Genomic DNA, 19,750 nt, shown 5'->3' with positions numbered 1-19,750 from the left:
ACTTACCGCCGAAGAGCTTTCAGACAAAGCGAGTTCAGCTATTTTGAGCTTGAATGCTCGGTGATGTTTGGACATAAAAAGACCCCCAGTAATTGGAATGTCCAACTATTGGGGGTCACTTCAAAATGTTTAGGCTTTTTTTATGCTTGGACAGTATTCAATATAAATTACTGTTTAATAAAATCAATCAGCTTGTCGGCAATCGCAGTATTGTTTTGCGAACCGTAGAAATCTTCTGCACGTTTACCATAGGCAAACACTTGCACATCAATAGCGGTGTGGCCGCCAGTAGTCCAACCGGTGAAGCTGGCATGATTGATGATATCTTTTACAGCAAGTAGCAGTGCTTTTTCGCCCATTTTCTTAGCTTCGCTTAGCTTAATGCTGTTAGCATCAGTGAATTCGATATCAGAATACTTTTGCCATACTGCTTTTAAGTCATCGCTTTCAAGTAGATCTTTTGTGATAGTGCCAGCTGTTGCTTTAACACCTTTAATCACCTCAGTTTCCCACTTATATTGACCATGAGCACCAAGTGTTAAGCCACCTGTTGAGTGGTCGGCAGTGATAACAAGCAGAGTATCAGGGTTTTTATCTACATACGCTTTTGCTTGTTCAATCGATTTAGCAAAGTCGTCCATTTCGCCCATTGCACATGCGATGTCGTTTGCATGACCACACCAGTCAATTTGGCTGCCTTCGATCATCACAAAGAAACCTTTGTCGTTTTGACCATCTAGTAAATCAAGCGCTTTAGTTGTCATTTGCGTAAGGCGCGTTGGATTTTCGTCAAGCGCAAAAGGTAAACCTACTTCAGCGAATAAACCAAGTGCTGGAACTTGTTTTAAGTCACTCATTGCTGCAAAGTCATCGCTGTACTGATAACCTGCTGCTTTAAACTCCTCAACTAGATTACGGTCTTCACGAACATAATATTTAGTGCCGCCACCTAACATTAAATCAACCGGTAATTTACCTGCGATTTTGTTATCGATATAGTCGTTAGCAATCTCGTCGTAGTTGCGGCGTGATTCGTTGTGCGAAGCAAAGCTTGCTGGTGTGGCATGATTGATTTGCGAAGTAGCTACGAGTGCTGTTGTCATACCGCGTTCTTTTGCAACTTCAAGCATAGTTTTAACTGGTTTTTTATCAGTATCAACGGCAATTGCGCCATTATAACTTTTATGACCACTACTCAGTGCTGTTGCACCTGCTGCGCTGTCTGTTACATAGGTATGATCATCAGGGTAGGTATGTGCCATACCACGTAAAATAGTATCGAAAACAGTTGGGTCAACAACTTTAGTATTTGGATCATCTTTAAAGTAACGATATGCAGTTGTGTACGCCGGGCCCATACCATCACCAATCATATAAATGATATTTTTTGGTGCTGATTCAGCCATTACTGAGCCTGCTGAGCATAATAATGCTAAAAGACTTAATTTTAATTTCATTGATGTAACCTTATTATTGTGCCCTTATTTATACTGCGAGGATTATTGTATACTAGCCAGACGATAAATAAACGCCTTTAAGTTGAAACGCTTAATAAATAGGAGCAATTGTGCAACCTTTTTCTTTTCAAACTGGCACTCAGGCAATGCATGGCCTAACCTTTGGTCATGGCGAAGAAGTTGTGATTGCCTTACATGGTTGGCTTGATAACGCACATAGTTACATACCTATGTTACAAAATGTGCAGCTTAATCAGCGTTGGTATTGTCTCGATTTTCCTGGCCATGGTTTATCTGATTGGCGAAGTAGTGATGCCCACTATTACTTTATTGACTATATTGATGACGTATATAAGTTTATTGAGTCACTTGATGTAACGAAAGTACACTTAGTTGGCCACTCAATGGGGGCCATGGTTGCCGGGGTTTTTGCCAGCTGTTTTCCTGAAAAGGTAGCAACGGTAAATTTTATTGAAGGAATAGGCTGCATTACAACAAACAGTAATGAAGTGAGTAGCCAACTTCGTAAAGCAATTTTAAATAGAGCGCGTGTAAACACTAAAGGGCCTCGTGCATTTGACTCAATAGCGCACATTATTAGTGCAAGGCTTGCTAGTGGGGATCTTGAATACCCACAAGCTGAGCTATTAATGACACGCAATAGTTACGAAAAAGCAGGGAAGTGGTATTTAACAACCGATCCCAAGCTTAAAAATCACTCAGGATTTCGCTTTGATGAGGCACAATGTATTGCAACCATCAAACAAATAAACGCACCATGTCAGCTTATCTTAGGGGATAAGGGGTATCCTTTTGTGAAAGATAACCTAGAGGCATATGGTAAATATTACAAGGAGTTAAAAATTCATGAGATACCTGGAGGTCACCATTGCCATATGCAAAGTCCTGCATTAACCTTAGAGCACATTCATGCATTTATTGGGCAGTATAAAGCAAGTTAATTGTATAATTGCACCAAATGTGGGATTATCTGCACCATTAGAGTATTTACTCCATTGAGAAACGGCCTTAGTTAGATTAAGGTTATTAAAAAATATAATTATAAACAGGAGCTAAGAGTGGAAAAAATCTGGCTTAAACGCTACCCAGAAGGTATGCCTGAAACAATCGACCCTGAGCATTATCACTCGCTACTCGACTTGTTTGAAAAAAGTTTTGCTGACTATAGTGACCTTCCAGCCTTTACCAACATGGGTAAAGTGTTGACCTATAGTGAGTTAGACAGTGCTACAAAACGTGTTGCGTCGTACATTCAAAATGATCTTGGTCTGAAAAAAGGCGATAAAGTAGCGGTTATGATGCCGAACCTACTGCAAACGCCTGTGACTATTCTAGGTGTTCTTCGTGCAGGCTGTGTAGTGGTAAACGTAAACCCACTTTATACGGTACGTGAATTAGAGCATCAACTAAATGACTCTGAATCATCAGCAATTTTCATTCTTGCTAATTTTGCAGATACTCTAGAAAAGGCTTTACCAAAAACCAACGTTAAGCACATCGTGGTTACCCAAGTAGGTGACATGGTGGGTGGCCTTAAAAAGCACATCGTTAACTTTGTGGTTAAGCACATTAAAAAAATGGTGCCTAGCTACTCATTGCCAAATGCAATTAAATTTGCAGATGCACTGGCTGGTAACGAAGCAACCTACAAAAAGCCTGATGTTGATTTAAACGACCTAGCATTTTTACAATACACTGGTGGTACTACGGGTGTATCTAAAGGTGCAATGCTATCGCATGGCAACATGGTTGGTAACCTTGAGCAAGTATCAGGCTGTTTAGATAACGTGCTTGAGCGTGGCAAAGAAATCGTTATCACGGCACTGCCGCTTTATCATATCTTTGCTTTAACAGCTAACTGCCTAACATTTATGAAATATGGTGGTTTAAATGTACTTATTACAAACCCACGCGATATGCCGGGTTTTGTAAAAGAGTTAGCACAACACAAATTTACTGCGGTAACGGGTGTAAATACCTTATTTAATGGTTTACTAAATACCCCGGGTTTTGCTGAACTTGATTTCTCAAGCTTAAAAATGTCACTTGGCGGTGGTATGGCGGTACAGCGTCCAGTTGCTGAAAAATGGCAAGCTGTAACTAAAACCAAATTAATGGAAGGTTATGGTTTAACTGAGTGCGCGCCACTTGTAACTGTAAGCCCTTACGACCTTGAAGGTTATAACGGCTCAATTGGTTTACCAGCACCAAGTACTGACATTAAACTAATGCTTGAAAACGGCGAAGAAGCAGCGAAAGGTGAGCCAGGCGAGCTTTGGGTTAAAGGCCCACAAGTTATGCAAGGTTACTATAACCGTCCAGATGCAACAGCTGAATGCTTAAAAGACGGTTGGTTTGCAACCGGTGATATTGCAACTTACGATGATGAAGGCTTCTTCTACATTGTTGATCGTAAGAAAGACATGATTATCGTATCTGGCTTTAATGTATTCCCTAATGAGATTGAAGAAGTTGTCGCAATGCACGATGGTGTGCTTGAAGTAGCTGCTATCGGTGTCCCGCATGAAGTAAGTGGCGAGCAAGTTAAAGTTTTTGTCGTGAAAAAAGATCAATCTTTAACTGAAAAAGATATAATAAAGCATTGTCGTGATAATTTAACGAACTATAAGGTGCCTAAACTCGTTGAGTTTAGAGATGAATTACCAAAAACCAACGTTGGTAAGATTCTTAGAAGAGCCTTAAAGGACGAAGAGAAATAATAAAAGCCGGCATTAGCCGGCTTTTTTATGTAAAACAAAGGGGTGTAAGTGCAATACCAACTGATCGAAACGCAAAATCAGTTAAATGATTTTGTAGAAAAAATAATAGGAAAACCAGTATTAGCAATTGATACTGAGTTTATGCGCCGCCGCACCCTGTACCCTGAAGTTGCACTTATTCAAGTATATGATGGTGAGCATTTAGCGTTAATCGACCCACTGGCAGAGTTATCGCTCTATGATTTTTGGCAAGTACTTAAAAACCCAGAGGTGTTAAAAGTACTGCATTCACCGTCAGAAGATATTGAAGTGTTTCAAAAGTACGCTGGCTTTGTACCAACACCGCTATTTGATACCCAATTTGCATTGCAAATTTTAGGTCATGGTAACTGCATGGGCTTTGCGCATATGGTCAAAGAGTTACTAGATATCGAAATTGATAAAAGTGAATCGCGCACTAATTGGTTGCAGCGCCCGCTTACAGAAAAACAGCTAGATTATGCCGCTGCCGATACCTTTCATTTACTCCCATGCTTTGAAATTATTAAAAAACAAATTGATGAAGCAGGCTTTTTTGACATTGTGATCAGTGAAAGTGAGTTAGTCGCGCAAAAACGTGCTTATCAAACACCTGCAGAGCAGCTTTACAAAGACATTAAAAATGCTTGGCAGTTACGACCGCATGATTTAGCGGTATTACGTGAACTTGCTAAGTGGCGCCGTGAAAAGGCAGAGCGCAAAAATCTCGCTCTTAACTTTGTGTTAAAAGAACATAACTTGGTTGAAATAGCTAAACGTAAACCAGTAAGTCTTAATGCACTTCGCCGCGTTCCGGGTGTTGAGCCAATGGAAGTAAACCGTTCAGGTGTTGAAATTTTAAAATGCATCGAACTGGGTAAAGCGGTTGCGCCAGAAGAGCAACCAGCACAACTAAAACGACTTATTGATTTTCCGGCATACAAAAAAGCCGCTAAAGATATAAAACAAAAAATTACCAAAGCTGCTAAAGCAAATGGAATCCCAGAAGATGTGCTTGCATCTAAAAAGCAAATCAATCAATTGATTAGTTGGAATTGGAAGCTAGATGCACAAGAGCGTAAAGACAGTTCAAAACCCGACTTATTAAACTCGTGGCGTTATGAGCTTGTAAAAGACACCCTTAAAGAGTGGGATAACTAAAAATTTGGCTCTAAGCAATTGCTCAGAGCTTAGAGCCATAAAATTTGTCGCGTTTATTACTTACTTGCAGCCATTGTAATAGGTTGTAATCGTATCGTTTTAATCTGTGCATTTGTTTTGATGTTAAACAATAAAAAGGAGCAAATATAATAAACCTAGGACCTATTATAAATATGCAGCTTAAACCAAACTTTGAGTAATGCTGAATCAATTTTATTTCTTGCGCTGCAATGTAGTGGTGCCCCCAAATTGAATGATAATAAATACCGTGTCGGCAAACAGTAAGAGCATGTTTGCAGTTAATTGCCAGAAAGAACAAAACCAGCGCGATAAAAAAGCACAGCGCAGCGATTAGCTCATAAATAATATGCTGTGGAGAAAAAAGCTTTAACAACATCAATGTGAAAAACAATAATAAGGCTAAAAAAGAATAAACCTTTTTTTCTGACCTTTTCTTAAGATTTAGAACTTTCATACTCATCCCTTGAGATTTTTATAGCTTAATGCTACCTCTCCAAGAATTTAAAGCAATCTGCCAAAAAAATGAAAATAGGGACAAGTGTTCAGCTTTTATTATTATTTTTTTATCTATGTTTTTTACTAGGAATGATGAATAATATATTTTTAATCAATATATTATGTGGTTGTGAGGGCTGTTTTATAGCCGCTTTGAAACAACTTGAAATTGACCAAAGGTCAGAGCAGGTTAATGCAAAAAAAGTGAATAATGTTATTTGTAGATAACTTAATATCAGCTTATTATTAGTACCAATTAAACTTACTATACTGAAAAATAAAGGAAGCTTCGTTATTGCTTACAATAAAGTGAATAGTAAGTAATATGGCATGCAACTAATAGCTGCATGCCTATTTAACCGACACAGACGAATAAAAAAACGGATTTTATAAGTATAAAAAATAATCAGTGTCAGTATTGATTTCTTAGGTTTTTAGTATGAAATTCACTTACTTTTAAACAAACAATTAATTCAGACTAGAGATCAAAATCAATTACTTATTTAATAAAATCTTATCCAGATTTTGTTTTGATTTCGCAACGCTTTGTAGCGGTGTTAGTCCACTTGGGTATTCTTCTTGCTCCAGCACTAACCACTTAGTGTTGCCGTGCGACTCTAAAGTATCGATGATGGCAGGCCAATCAATGTTGTTTTCGCCGATAATCGGGCTCATGTTGCTCCCCTCAACCGTACGTACTTTAATGTGCGTAGCAAGTGTGCGGTTAGGGTACTGTTTAATGAAGTAAATTGGATCTTTAGCTGCGTAATTGACCCAGCCAATATCTAACTGCAATGGCATGGTCTTGGGTGTGTTACTGGCAATATAATCCCAAAATGTAGCGTTATTAAATGCATTAACTCTTTATTATGATTGTGAAAACCGATCTTCATATTAAAGCGAGTTGCATAATCACTAACTTTAGTGAGCTCTTTAACCAGTGACTTAACCCCTTCAGGATGCCATGCTCGCTCATCTCAAGGTACATAGAGTGTGGTAACACCAAGGGTTTTGTAAAACAGTAGGGTGCTATCAATAGTGCTTTCGGTGAGAGCATCAAAGCCGATGTGGGCACTACTGGCAACTAAACCTAATTCAGAGAGCTTTGCTTTTAAGGCCGCTGGGTTATCAGAATAAGGGCCAAAATCTCCGGCAAACTCAACGCCGTCAAATCCCATTTCGGCAAGTGATTTAAGCGTACCATGAAAGTCATTTTTTAAGGTGTCTTTGACTGACCACAATTGCACACTCACTGGCAGTTTTGCGAATAATTGACCACTAAATACAAGGCTAATAATGAGCAATAAAATGCGGGTTTTAAACATACTTAAATCCTAAAAAAGCAGGGGAGTGACCCCCTGCATTAAATTGTGTTATTAAACAACACAAGGGGGAAAGTTAATCGGTATAGGCGTACTCGCTTAAACCAAGCTCAGCTAAAACCTGATCTAAATGGGCTTTTGCTTCATCTGAAGGCCCTGGGTAATCACCAGCAATAGGAACATTGCCTAAGTAGCCTATGTCTTTACAGCCTTCTGGCGTACAGAAAAAAGCAGCTAGCACTAATTCTTTAAAGCGTAAAAAAGCTTTACCAATACGCTGAAATTGCGCAGGTGTTTGCTCGTTTAAAAATGCAATATCGTCTAAAATCGCACGATGTTGCTTTTCGTTAAGCGCAACAAATTGCTTTTTAAAGCGAAGCTGCGCTTCATCGTTAAGCCACGCTAGAGAGTTTAAAATTTTAATTCTATCGCGTTGTTGGCCTTCATAAGGCGCGCTCACCCACTCATTAATAACTGCCGGTACTTCTAGCTCACTGGCTGAAGGAATAGCGCCTTCGCGTGGCACAATGTAATCAGCTAATAATGCTACTAACGTAAGCTCGTCTGCGGTTAAGGTTAGTGGCCAAGGTGATTCTGGTGGCATCACCAAATTAGGGTCTTGACCATAGCCTTTAGCGGTCACAGGCTTAATATCTAAATCAGGCCAATGCTCTTTTGCAGAGACTGCACCGTCATCTTCAAGTGCTTTTGTGCAACCTGCAGTTAAACCAACCGCCGAGCCTGCAGCTAATAAGCCAAGCCATTTTAAAGACTCTCGGCGGCTCATGTTAGAAACATAGTTATATGAGTCATGTTCGTTACGATGATGCATAATTAAAGTACCCCGTTATCAATTTGTTGAGCAAGCCAAGTTGAATTACGCATTGCCAGTGTCATGATGGTGAGCGTACAGTTTTTATGAGGGTTAGAAGCAAATACGCCCGCATCCATTACAAATAGGTTATTACAATCCCATGTTTGACCCCATTGATTGGTGACCGAGTCTTTCTTCGAGCTACCCATTCGTGTGGTGCCCACTTCGTGGATGATTTCGCCACCTTTTGAAATTGCCTTTTCAGCAGGCGGGAGTTCGCCAACGGTCGCACCCATGTTTTCTAGGATTTGTTTCGCGGTTTTTAAACCATGTTCGATTTGCTTTAACTCTCTGTCAGACCACTTAAAGTGAAACTTTGATACCGGAATACCCCATTTGTCTTTAACGTTTTCGTCAATTTCCATGTAGGTATCCTTGTTCGGTAGCATCTCGCCACGTAGGGCAAAGCCAACGTAAGAGCCATATGCATCACGAATTTGTTGTTTAAGGGCAGGGCCATAACCTTGTTTATCACCCGACACACCCGAGCCCGGCTGACCAAAGCCACTGCCAATTTCAAAGTGATAACCACGTGGAAAATCTAATTCATTGTTAGCTTGTGCTTGATGACCCCACCAAGGAATAAATAAGTGGTTAGCGGTATGTCCATCTTCGTTATAACGTGGGCGACCTTTAAGTGCCGGAATTTGCGCACCTAACCATGCACCCGTCGAATCCATTAAATTTCGACCTACTTGACCACTTGAATTAGCAAGGCCTTTCGGGTGCTTTTTATTCTTTGAGTTTAATAAAATACGTGCTGATTCACAGGCGCTGGCGGCTAAGATAACCACATCGGCATCAATAGCATGTTCGGTTACTGTGTGTTTATCAACATAAGTGACGCCAGTGACTTTACCTTGCTCATCAACCTTAACTGATTTAACCATAGCATCGGTAATGACTTTTAAGTTTCCGGTGGCTTTTGCCATTGGCAGTAATGATGTCGTAGTTTGGAAAGCAGCACCAATTGAGCAACCAGAGCCACAAGGTGTTGCATAAAAACACGCCATGCGATCATCTTTCGGGCGAGTTAATACTGCGCGATGCATCGGCACTGCTTGAATGCCCATTTTCTTTGCAGAAGCGGCAATTAGAAGTTCAGGCACACGCGGTTTTGGTGGCGGCTGTAAAATACCCGGTGACGAATCTGGCATATCTTCATGGCCTGTATTAGTGCCACATACGCCAACAAGCTCTTCGGTTTTATCGTACCAAGGTGCTAAATCAGCGTATTCAAATGGCCAGTCGGCACCGTGACCATCACGGCTTTTACCTTTAAAATCGTGCTCACTAAAGCGTAATGAATAGCGGCCCCAGTGGTTTGTTCGACCACCTAACATACGTGCGCGCCACCAATAAAAGTCGCTACCTTTGGCGCTGGTGTATGGCTCATCAGGTACTTGCCAACCGCCATCAACGGTTGCATCATAAAAGCCAAAGTTTTTGTCTTTGTTACCTGCGCCCATAAGCGGGGCTTCGCTGTTACGACGAAACATTGGGCTTTCTGTTTTCGGGTCATAATTACGGCCCGCTTCAAGTAATAACACTTTGTGACCGAGTTTAGTTAGCGTATAAGCGGCCATTGCACCGCCAGCACCAGAGCCAACAACCAATACCTTGTGTTTAAATTCAGACATCTTATAGCTCCTTGATTTTTATATTTTTAAACCACACTTTGTCACCGTGGTCTTGGAGCCCAATATGACCTTGCTCAGCCGTTGCAAAGTTTTTCCAAGTTGCAAACTTACTGCCTTTAACAAGGGTATTCCATGTTGTACTACCAATCACAATGCTGGTGGTGCTAATACCGTTTTGCCAAACTTGCAAGTGGTTGTCTTGCATTTTTATACGCACGTGGTTCCAACTATTTGCTGGCTTGTGCGCCGCAACTGGCGCAGCAAATAAATCGTAAATCGAACCTGCTAAGTGCGAGTCAATTTCGGTATCTGGATGCTCTTCGTTATCAATAATTTGAATTTCAGGCGCATGAGAGTAAATCATCTGTCCGGTTTCATCAGCCAATACGAAAATACCGCTATTGCCTTTGGTAGAGATTTTCCAATCAATCTGTAATTCAAAGTTTTGGTATTGCTTTTTAGTAAGCAGATCACCGCCACCTTTGGTTAATGTCATAGCGCCATCTTCAACGACCCATGCAGGATTTAAAGATTCGCTTTTAAAGTTACGCCACTGCGACATATCTTTGCCGTCAAACAATAACTGCCAGCCAGCTTGCTTTTCTTGTTGTGTAAGCTGATTATCAGCCGCATTAGCGAGTGCACAGCTACTAACGGTGAGCATTAAAGTCAGTGCTTTAAGAGATTTAAACATAGTGTTCCTCGACGATTTACTTGCTTAAGACGCACATTTTTCGGTGCGTTTGTTGTTATTAATTACTAGATGCAACCCAATGAATGCGACGATTAAAATAATTGGGAAGATCAGTAGGTTTTGTAATACAGCCTGTCCGGCTAAAATTTCAATTTGTTCAGCGCTTGCGCCACTTGCCTGTGCCGATGAGCGTGCGGTATCTATCCAGCTACCAATTACAGGGTTCCAAATGCTCATAGCAAACATGCCTGCACCACCCATTAACGACATACCCAGCGCCCCTGACTTTGGAATATATTCAGCAACGCAGCCAAGCATGGTCGGCCAAAAATAGGTAACGCCAAGTGCAAACAGCATTGCTGCCAGATAAATCATGCTGCCCTCGGCCTGACTCATCATAAAAATCCCCAAGCTTGCACAAATGGCAGAGCCAAGTAACACACCGGTAGGATTAAGCCTATGTACAATGGGGCCTGCAAAGAAGCGACCAACCGCCATTAGGCCAGTGATCAAGGCTAACACCACCATAGGAGAGGCGCCTGAAGACCCTAAAATACGCTCAATCCATTGCTGTGTGCCAAACTCAGTGGTTGCGGTGAATGTCATGCAGGCAATTAAAAAGATGTATAACGGCGTGAATAAGTGGCGAATATTGCTGCTAGTTGAGTGAGTACGTGTATCAAAGCGTGGAAACTTCGCTTTGATCAGCATAGCGCCATAAATAACCGTAGGAACTAAAATTAAAGCCACTTGCCATTGCCAGTTTAAACCCGCTTCCGACATAAAATTCGACGCAAGTGCGCCAATCACAATGCCACCAGGGAACCAAACATGAAAACGGTTTAGCATAGTGGTGGTATTTTTAGGGTACATTTCTACAATCAGTGGATTACAGCCCGCTTCAACCGCCCCGTTGGCAAAACCAATCAAAAAGGTAGAAACCAGTAAGCCCCAAAAACCATCAGCAGTGATAGTTAAAACAAGACCAAGTAAATGACAAATAAACGCTAAAGCCACTAATTTCTTCGCGCCAATGGCATTATAAATAATACCGCCGACCATAGTCGCAACGGGAAAACCTAAAAATGCCATGGCATTAACCCAACCTAGTTCGGTGTCGGTTAAGCCAAACTCACTGCCAAGTTGACCCAAAATACCAGCACGAATGGCAAAGGTCATAGAGGTCACAATCAGTGCTATACAGCAAAGCCGAAAGACTATGCGGTTATAATTATTGTTGTCCATATTGTGTGTCCTGTGTGTTCAATTGTTGTCGGTTTTATAAACCTAAAATTCGATTATTACGCTCAGTGTTTGTTGCGCCACTGGCAAAATCGTCAAAGGCTTTGTCTGTTGGGTTTATCAAGTGTGCTTTAATAAACTCAGCGCCTTCTCTTGCCCCATCTTCTGGGTGCTTTAAGCAACATTCCCATTCAAGTACAGCCCAACCATCAAAACCATATTGAGTTAACTTGCTAAAGATTTGCTTAAAATCTACTTGGCCATCACCTAAAGAACGAAAACGCCCCGGTCGGTCTTGCCAGTTCTGAAATCCGCCATAAACACCTGAGCGGCCATTTGCGATAAATTCGGCATCTTTGACATGAAATGCCTTAATGCGCGAATGATAGATATCGATAAACGCTAAATAGTCGAGCTGTTGCAATACAAAATGGCTCGGATCATAAAGAATATTAACGCGTGGGTGATTATTGGTTGCTGCTAAAAAGCGCTCAAATGTCACACCATCATGTAGGTCTTCACCCGGATGCAATTCATAACACACGTCCACGCCATACTCGTCAAAGCAATCTAAAATGGGTAACCAGCGCTTAGCAAGTTCACTAAAGCCTTGTTCAACAAGCCCTTGTGGACGCTGTGGCCACGGGTAAAAGGTATGCCATAAAAAAGAACCCGAGAAAGTCGCATGGGTGGTTAAGCCAAGGTTGTTACTCGCTTTCGCAGCTAGCATTAGTTGCTCTGTTGCCCATTTGGTACGCGCAGCAGGGTTACCTTTTACATGTTCTGCGGCAAAGTTATCGAACATTTCATCGTAGGCAGGGTGTACAGCAATTAGCTGACCTTGCAAATGCGTTGATAACTCTGAAATTGTAAGTCCATACTCTGTGGCAATACCAGTGACTTCATCGCAGTATTGCTGGCTTTGAGCTGCTTTTTCTAAATCGAAAATGTCTGGGTTTGAGGTTGGCACTTGAATCGCTTTGTAACCTAAACCGCTTGCCCACTCACATAAACCTTTAAAGTTATTGAACGGGGCTTGCTCTGAAATAAACTGCGCCAAAAATATTGCTGGCCCTTTGATTTTATTCATTCTTTATTATCCAATCTGTAATTTGTGCCATTTAGTGTCTTGTTTTGAAGAAGCTACAACGTGCTCAATAAACGCCATACCGCGCACGGCATCTTTGATGCCAGGCACATCAAATGCTGAATTTGTTGCGTTGTCGCCTTGCTTAAATGCATGAATTTGCGCTGCAAAATTGCGGTAAATATTGGCGAATGCTTCAAGGTAGCCCTCTGGGTGACCGGCAGGGGTGCGCAGGGCATTGTGTGTGTCAGGGTGTAATTCACCCACGCCAGCTCTTAGTAACGTAGCGGCTTGATTGTGGCCTCTTAGCCATAAGCTATTAGGCTCAAGTTGTGACCATTCAAGGCTGGCTTTATCGCCATAAATACGCAGGCGTAAGTTGTTTTCATCGCCAATAGCAATTTGGCTTGCCAGTAAAACGCCCTTACAACCATTATTGAATCTAAGTAGCACGGTGCCATCATCATCAAGGGCTCGGCCTTCAACCACATGATTTAAATCGGCGCAAAGCTCGGTGATTTCAAGATCAGAAACATACTCGGCTAAGTTAGCTGCATGCACGCCAATATCGCCCATACAACAACTAATGCCAGACTTACTGGTGTCTAAACGCCAGCTCGCTTGTTTTGAGCCTTCGTCTTCGCTGTGCGCTAACCAACCTTGGGTGTACTCAACAATCACTTTTCGTATGGTGCCAAGCTCACCAGCTTTAACGCGATGCTTGGCTTCTTTTACCATTGGGTAACCGGTATAAGTGTGGGTCAGTCCATATAAAACTTGCTGTTTTGCAATAATGCTTTGTAATTGCTCTGCTTCTGCGAGAGTGAGTGTTGCAGGTTTATCTGATAACACATGAAAGCCTTGCTCAAGCGCCATTTTCGCGACCGGAAAATGCAAATGGTTTGGCGTGACAATAGCCACAAAATCGATACGCTCATCAGCGGGTAATTTTGCTTCTTCGGTAAATAGTGTCTGGTAACTGTCGTAGCAGCGGCTGCTATCAAGCCCAAGTAGTTCGCCGGTTGCTTTACATTTGTTTGCGTCTGAACTGAATGCGCCTGCAACAAGCTCTATCATTCCATCTAATCGCGCTGCAATTCGATGAATAGCGCCAATAAAGGCTCCATCGCCACCGCCTACCATTGCCATGCGGATCTTAGCTTTGCTCATCTTAAGCGCTCCTAATTTAAATAGCGTCGGCTACTGTTAATATCATGTTATTGATAATAGGAAAGCTTAAGCGATAAGCGCTAATAAAAATTCGGTTGACAATGCAACAAAATCGGCGTTTAAAATATATAGAATTGTTCTTTATAGAGACAAATTAAAGCGATGGATATTCAAGAAATAATTAAAAAAGCTGGCGTAAATCAGCTGATTGCTGCATTTGATTTACTGCCAGATATCCTCTTTTGGGTAAAAGATACAGATAGTAGAATTGTGCATTGTAATCAGCATTTTATTGAGCATCAGGGTTATAAAACTCTGGAGCAAATATTGCTAAAAACAGACTTTGATTTTTCGCCAAAGCACCTCGCGTTTCAGTACGTCAATGATGATAAACGGGTGATGGAAGGCTACATAGTAACTGACCGTTTAGAGCTTAACCAAACCCAACAAGGTGAGCTTGGTTGGTTTTCTACATCAAAACATGCTTTAAAAGGTCACGATGGTAATGTGATTGGCACCTATGGGGTGACCCGACATTTACAAAAAACCTCAAAAGCGCTTTCTCATGTCAGGGCAATTGAAGAGCCGGTAAAATTTATTCGTGAGCATTTTCATCGTCAGATCAGTATTGATGAATTGGCAGAGCTTGCACACTTGTCGGTTAGCGCTTTAGAGCGTCGTTTTAAAAAGCACTTAGCAAAAACACCCAATCAATTTATTAACGAAGTGCGTCTCGAAAATGCCCGTAAACTGCTTATCGAAACGCGACTGCCCATTTCACAAGTCGCTTATCAGTGCGGGTTTTCTGAGCCAAGTTACTTCAGCAAACAATTTCGGCGTTTGTTTGGTGAAATACCTTCGCAAATGCGTGAACAATTGGACGATTAAATTGCCTCTCTCGCCATTAAAATAGCCCCTTGCTCAGCACTGGCAAGGGCAGGGTTTAAACGCGCTTTACTGGCATTAGGTAAGTAAGGGGTGATGGCACTGGCAATGCCGCCCATCAAGCTGACTTTTGTAATACCTTGTTTTTCAAAGTAAGTGATATAGCGCGCAATGAATGCACAAGCTTCACTGATTAATTGCTGACAAAAAGCGTCGTCTGAATGACTAAAAACAAGCGGCGCAAATTTGGCAAGTTCAGCAGGGCGAGCTGATATTAAACGTTGACTTAACGCTTGGCTCGAGTGGCAGTTAAGCTGGGTGAGCAGGGCATCTACAGCCGCTGAACTTTTTTCAACACCATCAAGAACTTCAAATGCTTTTCGGCAAAGTTGTAAACCTAACCAACCACCACTGGCACCATCGCTCAGTAATAAACCATAACCCCCTAATTCGCTAAATTGGTTTTGCAGCTGGTAACCCGCACAAAAGCCCGTACCAAGAATAATCACCGCACCATCATGGTGTTGATGTGCGCCTTTACAGGCAATTAGCATGTCTGTTGAGAGGGTAAACTTGGCAAAAGGGTGCTGCCACTTGGTCATAGCTTGGTAAGCTGAGTCGATATTAGCTCCGGCAAGTCCTGCATGCACATAAGTGTTTTTCAGCTCGCTTAGGGCAAGCCCTGCCTCATGAAAAGCATGTTCAGTGGCGAGTAGTATTGATTCTTGGCTTTGTTGGCAGCTGGTGGCCACGTTTGCAGAGCCACTTATAGCTTCGCTGAGTAGAGTGCCGTTTTCGTTTTCCAAACGGACTTTACACTTACTGCCACCGCCATCAATTCCTAAAAAATACGTTGCCATGCTTAATCCTTTGAAAGAAGCTTATTGATAGCCTCAGCGTTAATTGCACCATTTTCGTTATGCACACATGAGTGTACATGCACAGATGCATGTGCTGAATGATTTTCTATTAATTGCCATAGAGCTTCCGCGTTTTCTAAAGTAACGCCACCACCCATAACAATTTCAATTTGATTAGCGCAGTGCGCTAAGTATGTGTTGAGCAGCTTGTAGCCATCTACGGCACTTTGGCCGCTTTGCCACGGCGTGCCTGCTGTTAAAATACGGTCAACTCCTAAGCTAATGAGTTTATCAAGTGCGCTTAACGAGTTTGTTAGGGTATCGAATGCACGGTGAAAGGTCACCATCAGGCCATGCTGTTTGGCTGTGGCAACTAAAGAGCGGGTCACCTCTAAATCAAGTTTGCCGTGTTTTATTGCACCAAATACCACCCCGTGCGCCCCCGCATTAGCTGCCATTATTATTTGTTTTTCCATTAATTTTTGACAATTAGCACTAACAAAAAAATTACCAGCGTCAGGGCGGATCATCACCACTAACTCTGCGCCATTAGTTAGGCTTTTTACAGCACAGTCAATTGCAGGCTTACTCGGTGTTAGGCCACCTAAGTGTAAATTACTGCATAGCTCAAAACGGCTTACACCTAAGTTGCCAGCCATTAAAACATTGTTTGTCAGCTGCTTTGTGTCTGTTTCATTTAAGCAGACTTCAAGAATTTTACCATTGCTCATTGTTGTTTGTTTGCCATGTTTATTACACCAGCTTTAAAGTATCTATTTAAGAACCATAATGATAGTATTGTTTTTGTAAGTATTTTTAATAAAAATCAGTGGTTTATTATTTGGTTCCTGTTTTAAATGCAAGTGTTTTTGACTGTATAAACTTGTGATTCACTATAAAACATAAATTACAAAAAATAAGATAAAATATTCTTAACGCCGATTTTGTCATATCTGTCACCGAATTTTTATTATCACTTTTTGACCACCTCCCCCTATTCTGAGTTTGAGTTTAACAAGCTGTTAACTACCAAAAATCAGTTTAAAAACCGACAACAATAAATCGTTTTTTGAGAGGTTATACCAATTCGCTTAATTAAATGGTCTATTTTGAGGCAAGAAAACCTTGTTGATAACAAGGCAAAAATTTCGTTATTTAGTTGTTCTAAATCAGAAATTTTTAACGCAGGTATCGACAGGTTTAATCCCTCAAAATGACTAAGTATTATTGCGGGTTGGTATTAAAGCCTCATAAACAAAAACCGAACACACAACTGGAGATAGGCATGGGCAAGCAAACTGTAATAAAAACAAAAGGGCAGGGACGGCATTTTAAGCGTAATGCAATTTTAATTTCGCTACTGGCTGCAATTAATACAAGCTATGCAGCAGAGCAAGTAAATGACGATGTAGAAGTGATTGAAGTACGTGGTATTCGTTCTTCAACCGCAGAAAACTTAGCAATAAAACGACTTTCAGCTGCAACTGTCGATGCAATTACAGCAGAGGATATTGGTAAATTTCCTGATAAAAATGTCGCTGATTCATTGCAACGTGTATCGGGCGTTTTGATTGACCGCGATGGTGGCGAAGGTAGCCGTGTTAGTATTCGTGGTACGTCACCTGATTGGACACTTACCCAATTAAACGGTAACTATATCGCTTCATCAGGTTCTGGTACTCCTACCCGTAGTTTTAATTACACGCTATTGCCATCAAGCATGATCAAAAGTGTAGAAGTATACAAAAGTGCTGAAGCTCGCATTGATGAAGGCGGTATTGGTGGTACAGTTATTTTACACACCCGTAAACCACTTGAAATGGAAGCAAACTCAGGGGCGTTGAGCGCTGAGGTAACTTACGATGATGTGTCTGAAGATACTAAGCCGCAAGTTAATGTGCTGTATTCATGGAAAAATGACGACGAAAACTTTGGTGTGCTTGCCGGATTTACTCGTCAAGATCGCACCGTAACAACCATCACTAACAACGCCTCACACTGGCGTTTTCACTCAGATACGGTTGAAGGGGCAGAGCGCCCAGCGCTGGTAGACCAAGCAACTGGCGAAGTGTACAACAATGTGTGGGCACCACGGGCTATGAGTGTTAATAACTCAAACCAAGACCGCACACGTGATGGTTATCAAGTGGCCATTCAGTGGGCGCCAAGTGACAGACTTGACTTAAACTTTAACTATTTTGGTGCCAAGCTAGGGTATGACCAATCAGGGCAAAGCATTACTTTTGCTGAGTGGAACGATAACCACAACCCGTATTACGGTATTGTGTTAGATGGCGATACGGTGGTTGCCTATGGTAATGCTGATAACGGTTTACTGAATGACAATAACTGGGGTGATGCCGATGTAAATGGCGGTGTGCCCGTTCGTCGTGGTTTGTTATCGCCGCAGTTGACAGGGCGTGAACGCTTTGGTGAGTCAAAATCAAATACCTATGATTTTGAAGGCACCTATTATGGCGATACTTACAGCGTTACATTAAAGCTTGGTCATACCGAAGCTGAAGGTGGTACTTCAAAAGAAACCTACGCTAATATTGATGCACGATTAGGCTCAGTAAATAGCTGGTTATGGTCAATTGAAAACGGAAAACCAAGCTACGAAGTGTCGACTGATTTAGCCACCGATAAACAAGCGTACCAATATTATGATTGGTTTGATTCTTATTCATCTGAAAATGAAGACTCAGAAGATTACATTCAAACTGACGTAAAATTTGACCTTGATGGCAGCTTTTTCACCCGTGTCTATGTGGGGGCTAAATACCGCGACCACGAAATTAAAGGTATTCGTAACGACTTTCGTTGGGATGACGGTATAGCAGATAACGGTGGTTACCGTGGTTATTTACCAGGAACTGAGTGGTTCCATAATCCAGATTTTCACCCGGATGCACCAACATTGGTGAGCGACCATGTGGTTGATAACAGTGCGGGTGATACAGGTGCATTTAACTTCTTAGCGTTTGATTTTGGAGCGCTTGATAACTACTTAAAAGAGAACTTTAGCCAGACAGTTGTACCTTCACTGTCGGGTACCTATGCCCTTGAAGAGAAAATTTGGTCTGTTTACACACAAGCTGATTTCGAATGGCAAGATTTCCGCGGTAATGTTGGTGTGCGCTATGTAAATACAGAGCTTAGTACTTTGACTTACGACGAAGTCATTGGCCATGATGATAATGATACAGACCCGAATGAACGCAGTAGTGATGGCAGTGAAGTATTACCAAGCTTTAACTTAGCATGGGATGCAACCGAAGACCTTGTTGTTCGCTTTGCTGCAGCACGCACAATGGCAAGAGTGAGTTATTCAGACTTAAGCCAAGCGGAATCATACGGACCACCAGTTAACATTAACTCACCAGATTCATGGACTGGCCGTGGTACAGGTACTTCTGTAAACACCGGGCTTGAGCCAATGCTATCTGACCAATTCGATTTAGGCATTGAATGGTATTACGACGATGGCTCTGCGCTAGGTGCAACTTTATTCTCTAAGGATATTTCTAATTTACCGATTTCATCAGTAGAAATAGTTGAGCGTGAGCACAACTGTTGTAATGGCCCAATTGAAGTTGAAATGAACACCAAAGTAGGTGGCGGTGATGCAAAATCAGAAGGCTTAGAGCTGTTCTTCCAGCATTCGTTTGATAATGGCTTTGGTATTTTAACCAACTATACTTACACAGATACCAGCACTAGCGAAGTATCGACTGACGGGCAAAAAACAAAGGCTGAAATTCCAGGCACGGCTAAGCACCAGTATAATGTGTCGGTGTATTTTGAGAATGACGACTTTAGTGTTCGTGCGTCATATAACTGGAAAGACGACCGTGCCAACGGTATTCACCAAGGCTACAACTTATATACCAAAGACTATGGTCAGCTAGATGTGAATGCCTCTTATAACCTTACAGAGGATCTTTCGTTTACCGCGTCAGTTGTAAACCTAACAGAAGAGTTAGAAGAAGGTTACTGGAAACAAAGTAATCGCTTTACCTATAACCAATATTCAGGCCGCCGTTTTTACTTAGGCGCAAATTATAGCTTCTAACCTTAGAT

At 41.7% G+C, this 19,750-nt stretch carries 17 protein-coding genes; 5 read left to right on the top strand and 12 right to left on the bottom strand.

The genetic code is table 11. The features are described 5' to 3' along the window. Positions 1-167: 167 nt before the first annotated feature. Entirely contained in the window at positions 168-1,457 is a 1,290-nt protein-coding gene (locus AAEU31_RS04695) for an alkaline phosphatase (protein ID WP_135926418.1), read from the bottom strand. 110 nt (positions 1,458-1,567) lie between these two features. Between AAEU31_RS04695 and AAEU31_RS04690 the strand changes: the two genes are divergently transcribed. The 3 genes from AAEU31_RS04690 (at position 1,568) to rnd (ending at position 5,377) form a co-directional block, all read left to right on the top strand. Next, on the top strand, positions 1,568-2,419 hold the full coding sequence (locus tag AAEU31_RS04690; protein WP_421966603.1) for an alpha/beta fold hydrolase: 852 nt from the start codon (positions 1,568-1,570) through the stop codon (positions 2,417-2,419). A gap of 117 nt (positions 2,420-2,536) precedes the next feature. Continuing rightward, on the top strand, positions 2,537-4,198 hold the full coding sequence (gene fadD / locus AAEU31_RS04685; protein ID WP_421966602.1) for a long-chain-fatty-acid--CoA ligase FadD: 1,662 nt from the start codon (positions 2,537-2,539) through the stop codon (positions 4,196-4,198). Between the two features lie 48 nt (positions 4,199-4,246). After that, positions 4,247-5,377: a ribonuclease D gene (gene rnd / locus AAEU31_RS04680; protein WP_138557684.1), complete on the top strand. Its 1,131-nt coding sequence runs from the start codon at positions 4,247-4,249 to the stop codon at positions 5,375-5,377. A gap of 22 nt (positions 5,378-5,399) precedes the next feature. Here the strand turns inward: rnd and AAEU31_RS04675 are convergent, their stop codons facing one another. The 9 genes from AAEU31_RS04675 to AAEU31_RS04635 all read right to left on the bottom strand — a co-directional run bounded on the left by AAEU31_RS04675 (position 5,400) and on the right by AAEU31_RS04635 (position 13,922). After that, a complete protein-coding gene (locus AAEU31_RS04675) occupies positions 5,400-5,852 on the bottom strand; it encodes a hypothetical protein (RefSeq protein WP_135926422.1) in 453 nt (150 codons plus the stop codon). Between the two features lie 536 nt (positions 5,853-6,388). Then, positions 6,389-6,694: a sugar phosphate isomerase/epimerase family protein gene (locus AAEU31_RS04670; RefSeq protein WP_421966601.1), complete on the bottom strand. Its 306-nt coding sequence runs from the start codon at positions 6,692-6,694 to the stop codon at positions 6,389-6,391. Between the two features lie 176 nt (positions 6,695-6,870). Beyond that, positions 6,871-7,218 carry a hypothetical protein gene (locus AAEU31_RS04665; protein WP_421966600.1) on the bottom strand — a complete coding sequence of 116 codons (348 nt, stop codon included), beginning with the start codon at positions 7,216-7,218 and terminating at the stop codon, positions 6,871-6,873. A 73-nt stretch (positions 7,219-7,291) separates the two neighbouring features. Next, a complete protein-coding gene (locus tag AAEU31_RS04660) occupies positions 7,292-8,047 on the bottom strand; it encodes a gluconate 2-dehydrogenase subunit 3 family protein (RefSeq protein WP_130167604.1) in 756 nt (251 codons plus the stop codon). Between the two features lie 2 nt (positions 8,048-8,049). Beyond that, positions 8,050-9,729 (bottom strand): GMC family oxidoreductase, encoded by a 1,680-nt coding sequence (locus tag AAEU31_RS04655; protein ID WP_135926424.1) that lies wholly within the window; start codon positions 9,727-9,729, stop codon positions 8,050-8,052. A gap of 1 nt (position 9,730) precedes the next feature. Beyond that, positions 9,731-10,423, bottom strand: a complete 693-nt coding sequence (locus AAEU31_RS04650; protein WP_054552038.1) for a 3-keto-disaccharide hydrolase — start codon at positions 10,421-10,423, stop codon at positions 9,731-9,733. 24 nt (positions 10,424-10,447) lie between these two features. Beyond that, on the bottom strand, positions 10,448-11,668 hold the full coding sequence (locus AAEU31_RS04645; protein ID WP_421966599.1) for an MFS transporter: 1,221 nt from the start codon (positions 11,666-11,668) through the stop codon (positions 10,448-10,450). Between the two features lie 34 nt (positions 11,669-11,702). Continuing rightward, entirely contained in the window at positions 11,703-12,755 is a 1,053-nt protein-coding gene (locus tag AAEU31_RS04640) for a sugar phosphate isomerase/epimerase family protein (protein WP_135926427.1), read from the bottom strand. Positions 12,756-12,761: 6 nt separating this feature from the next. Then, positions 12,762-13,922, bottom strand: a complete 1,161-nt coding sequence (locus tag AAEU31_RS04635; RefSeq protein ID WP_421966598.1) for a Gfo/Idh/MocA family protein — start codon at positions 13,920-13,922, stop codon at positions 12,762-12,764. A 162-nt stretch (positions 13,923-14,084) separates the two neighbouring features. Here AAEU31_RS04635 and AAEU31_RS04630 point away from each other — a divergent pair, with 162 nt between their 5' ends. Beyond that, positions 14,085-14,810: an AraC family transcriptional regulator gene (locus AAEU31_RS04630; protein WP_421966597.1), complete on the top strand. Its 726-nt coding sequence runs from the start codon at positions 14,085-14,087 to the stop codon at positions 14,808-14,810. On the opposite strand, the gene AAEU31_RS04625 is transcribed toward AAEU31_RS04630, so the two are convergent. Both AAEU31_RS04625 and AAEU31_RS04620 read right to left on the bottom strand, forming a co-directional pair. Beyond that, a complete protein-coding gene (locus tag AAEU31_RS04625; protein ID WP_421966596.1) occupies positions 14,807-15,667 on the bottom strand; it encodes a glucosamine kinase nucleotide-binding domain-containing protein in 861 nt (286 codons plus the stop codon). The genes AAEU31_RS04630 and AAEU31_RS04625 overlap by 4 nt on opposite strands. Positions 15,668-15,669: 2 nt before the next feature. Further along, a complete protein-coding gene (locus tag AAEU31_RS04620) occupies positions 15,670-16,398 on the bottom strand; it encodes a copper homeostasis protein CutC (RefSeq protein ID WP_421966595.1) in 729 nt (242 codons plus the stop codon). 554 nt (positions 16,399-16,952) lie between these two features. Here AAEU31_RS04620 and AAEU31_RS04615 point away from each other — a divergent pair. After that, complete coding sequence (locus AAEU31_RS04615; RefSeq protein WP_421966594.1) at positions 16,953-19,742, top strand: TonB-dependent receptor; 2,790 nt, start codon at positions 16,953-16,955, stop codon at positions 19,740-19,742. The last annotated feature ends 8 nt before the right edge of the window (positions 19,743-19,750 follow it).

This window comes from Pseudoalteromonas thalassia (assembly GCF_049257215.1).
In the GTDB taxonomy this organism is placed as follows: Bacteria; Pseudomonadota; Gammaproteobacteria; order Enterobacterales; family Alteromonadaceae; genus Pseudoalteromonas; species Pseudoalteromonas lipolytica_C.
Note: the sequence above shows the minus strand (reverse complement) of the source record. Positions and strands in the feature narration are given on the sequence as shown.

Coding starts and splice junctions, on each gene's coding strand:
- AAEU31_RS04625 (WP_421966596.1), bottom strand. CDS start 15,667: ATGGCAACGTATTTTTTAGGAATTGATGGCGGTGGCAGTAAGTGTAAA.
- AAEU31_RS04645 (WP_421966599.1), bottom strand. CDS start 11,668: ATGGACAACAATAATTATAACCGCATAGTCTTTCGGCTTTGCTGTATA.
- AAEU31_RS04665 (WP_421966600.1), bottom strand. CDS start 7,218: ATGTTTAAAACCCGCATTTTATTGCTCATTATTAGCCTTGTATTTAGT.
- AAEU31_RS04660 (WP_130167604.1), bottom strand. CDS start 8,047: ATGCATCATCGTAACGAACATGACTCATATAACTATGTTTCTAACATG.
- AAEU31_RS04615 (WP_421966594.1), top strand. CDS start 16,953: ATGGGCAAGCAAACTGTAATAAAAACAAAAGGGCAGGGACGGCATTTT.
- AAEU31_RS04640 (WP_135926427.1), bottom strand. CDS start 12,755: ATGAATAAAATCAAAGGGCCAGCAATATTTTTGGCGCAGTTTATTTCA.
- AAEU31_RS04630 (WP_421966597.1), top strand. CDS start 14,085: ATGGATATTCAAGAAATAATTAAAAAAGCTGGCGTAAATCAGCTGATT.
- AAEU31_RS04650 (WP_054552038.1), bottom strand. CDS start 10,423: ATGTTTAAATCTCTTAAAGCACTGACTTTAATGCTCACCGTTAGTAGC.
- AAEU31_RS04675 (WP_135926422.1), bottom strand. CDS start 5,852: ATGAAAGTTCTAAATCTTAAGAAAAGGTCAGAAAAAAAGGTTTATTCT.
- AAEU31_RS04670 (WP_421966601.1), bottom strand. CDS start 6,694: ATGCCATTGCAGTTAGATATTGGCTGGGTCAATTACGCAGCTAAAGAT.
- AAEU31_RS04695 (WP_135926418.1), bottom strand. CDS start 1,457: ATGAAATTAAAATTAAGTCTTTTAGCATTATTATGCTCAGCAGGCTCA.
- AAEU31_RS04655 (WP_135926424.1), bottom strand. CDS start 9,729: ATGTCTGAATTTAAACACAAGGTATTGGTTGTTGGCTCTGGTGCTGGC.
- AAEU31_RS04620 (WP_421966595.1), bottom strand. CDS start 16,398: ATGAGCAATGGTAAAATTCTTGAAGTCTGCTTAAATGAAACAGACACA.
- AAEU31_RS04635 (WP_421966598.1), bottom strand. CDS start 13,922: ATGAGCAAAGCTAAGATCCGCATGGCAATGGTAGGCGGTGGCGATGGA.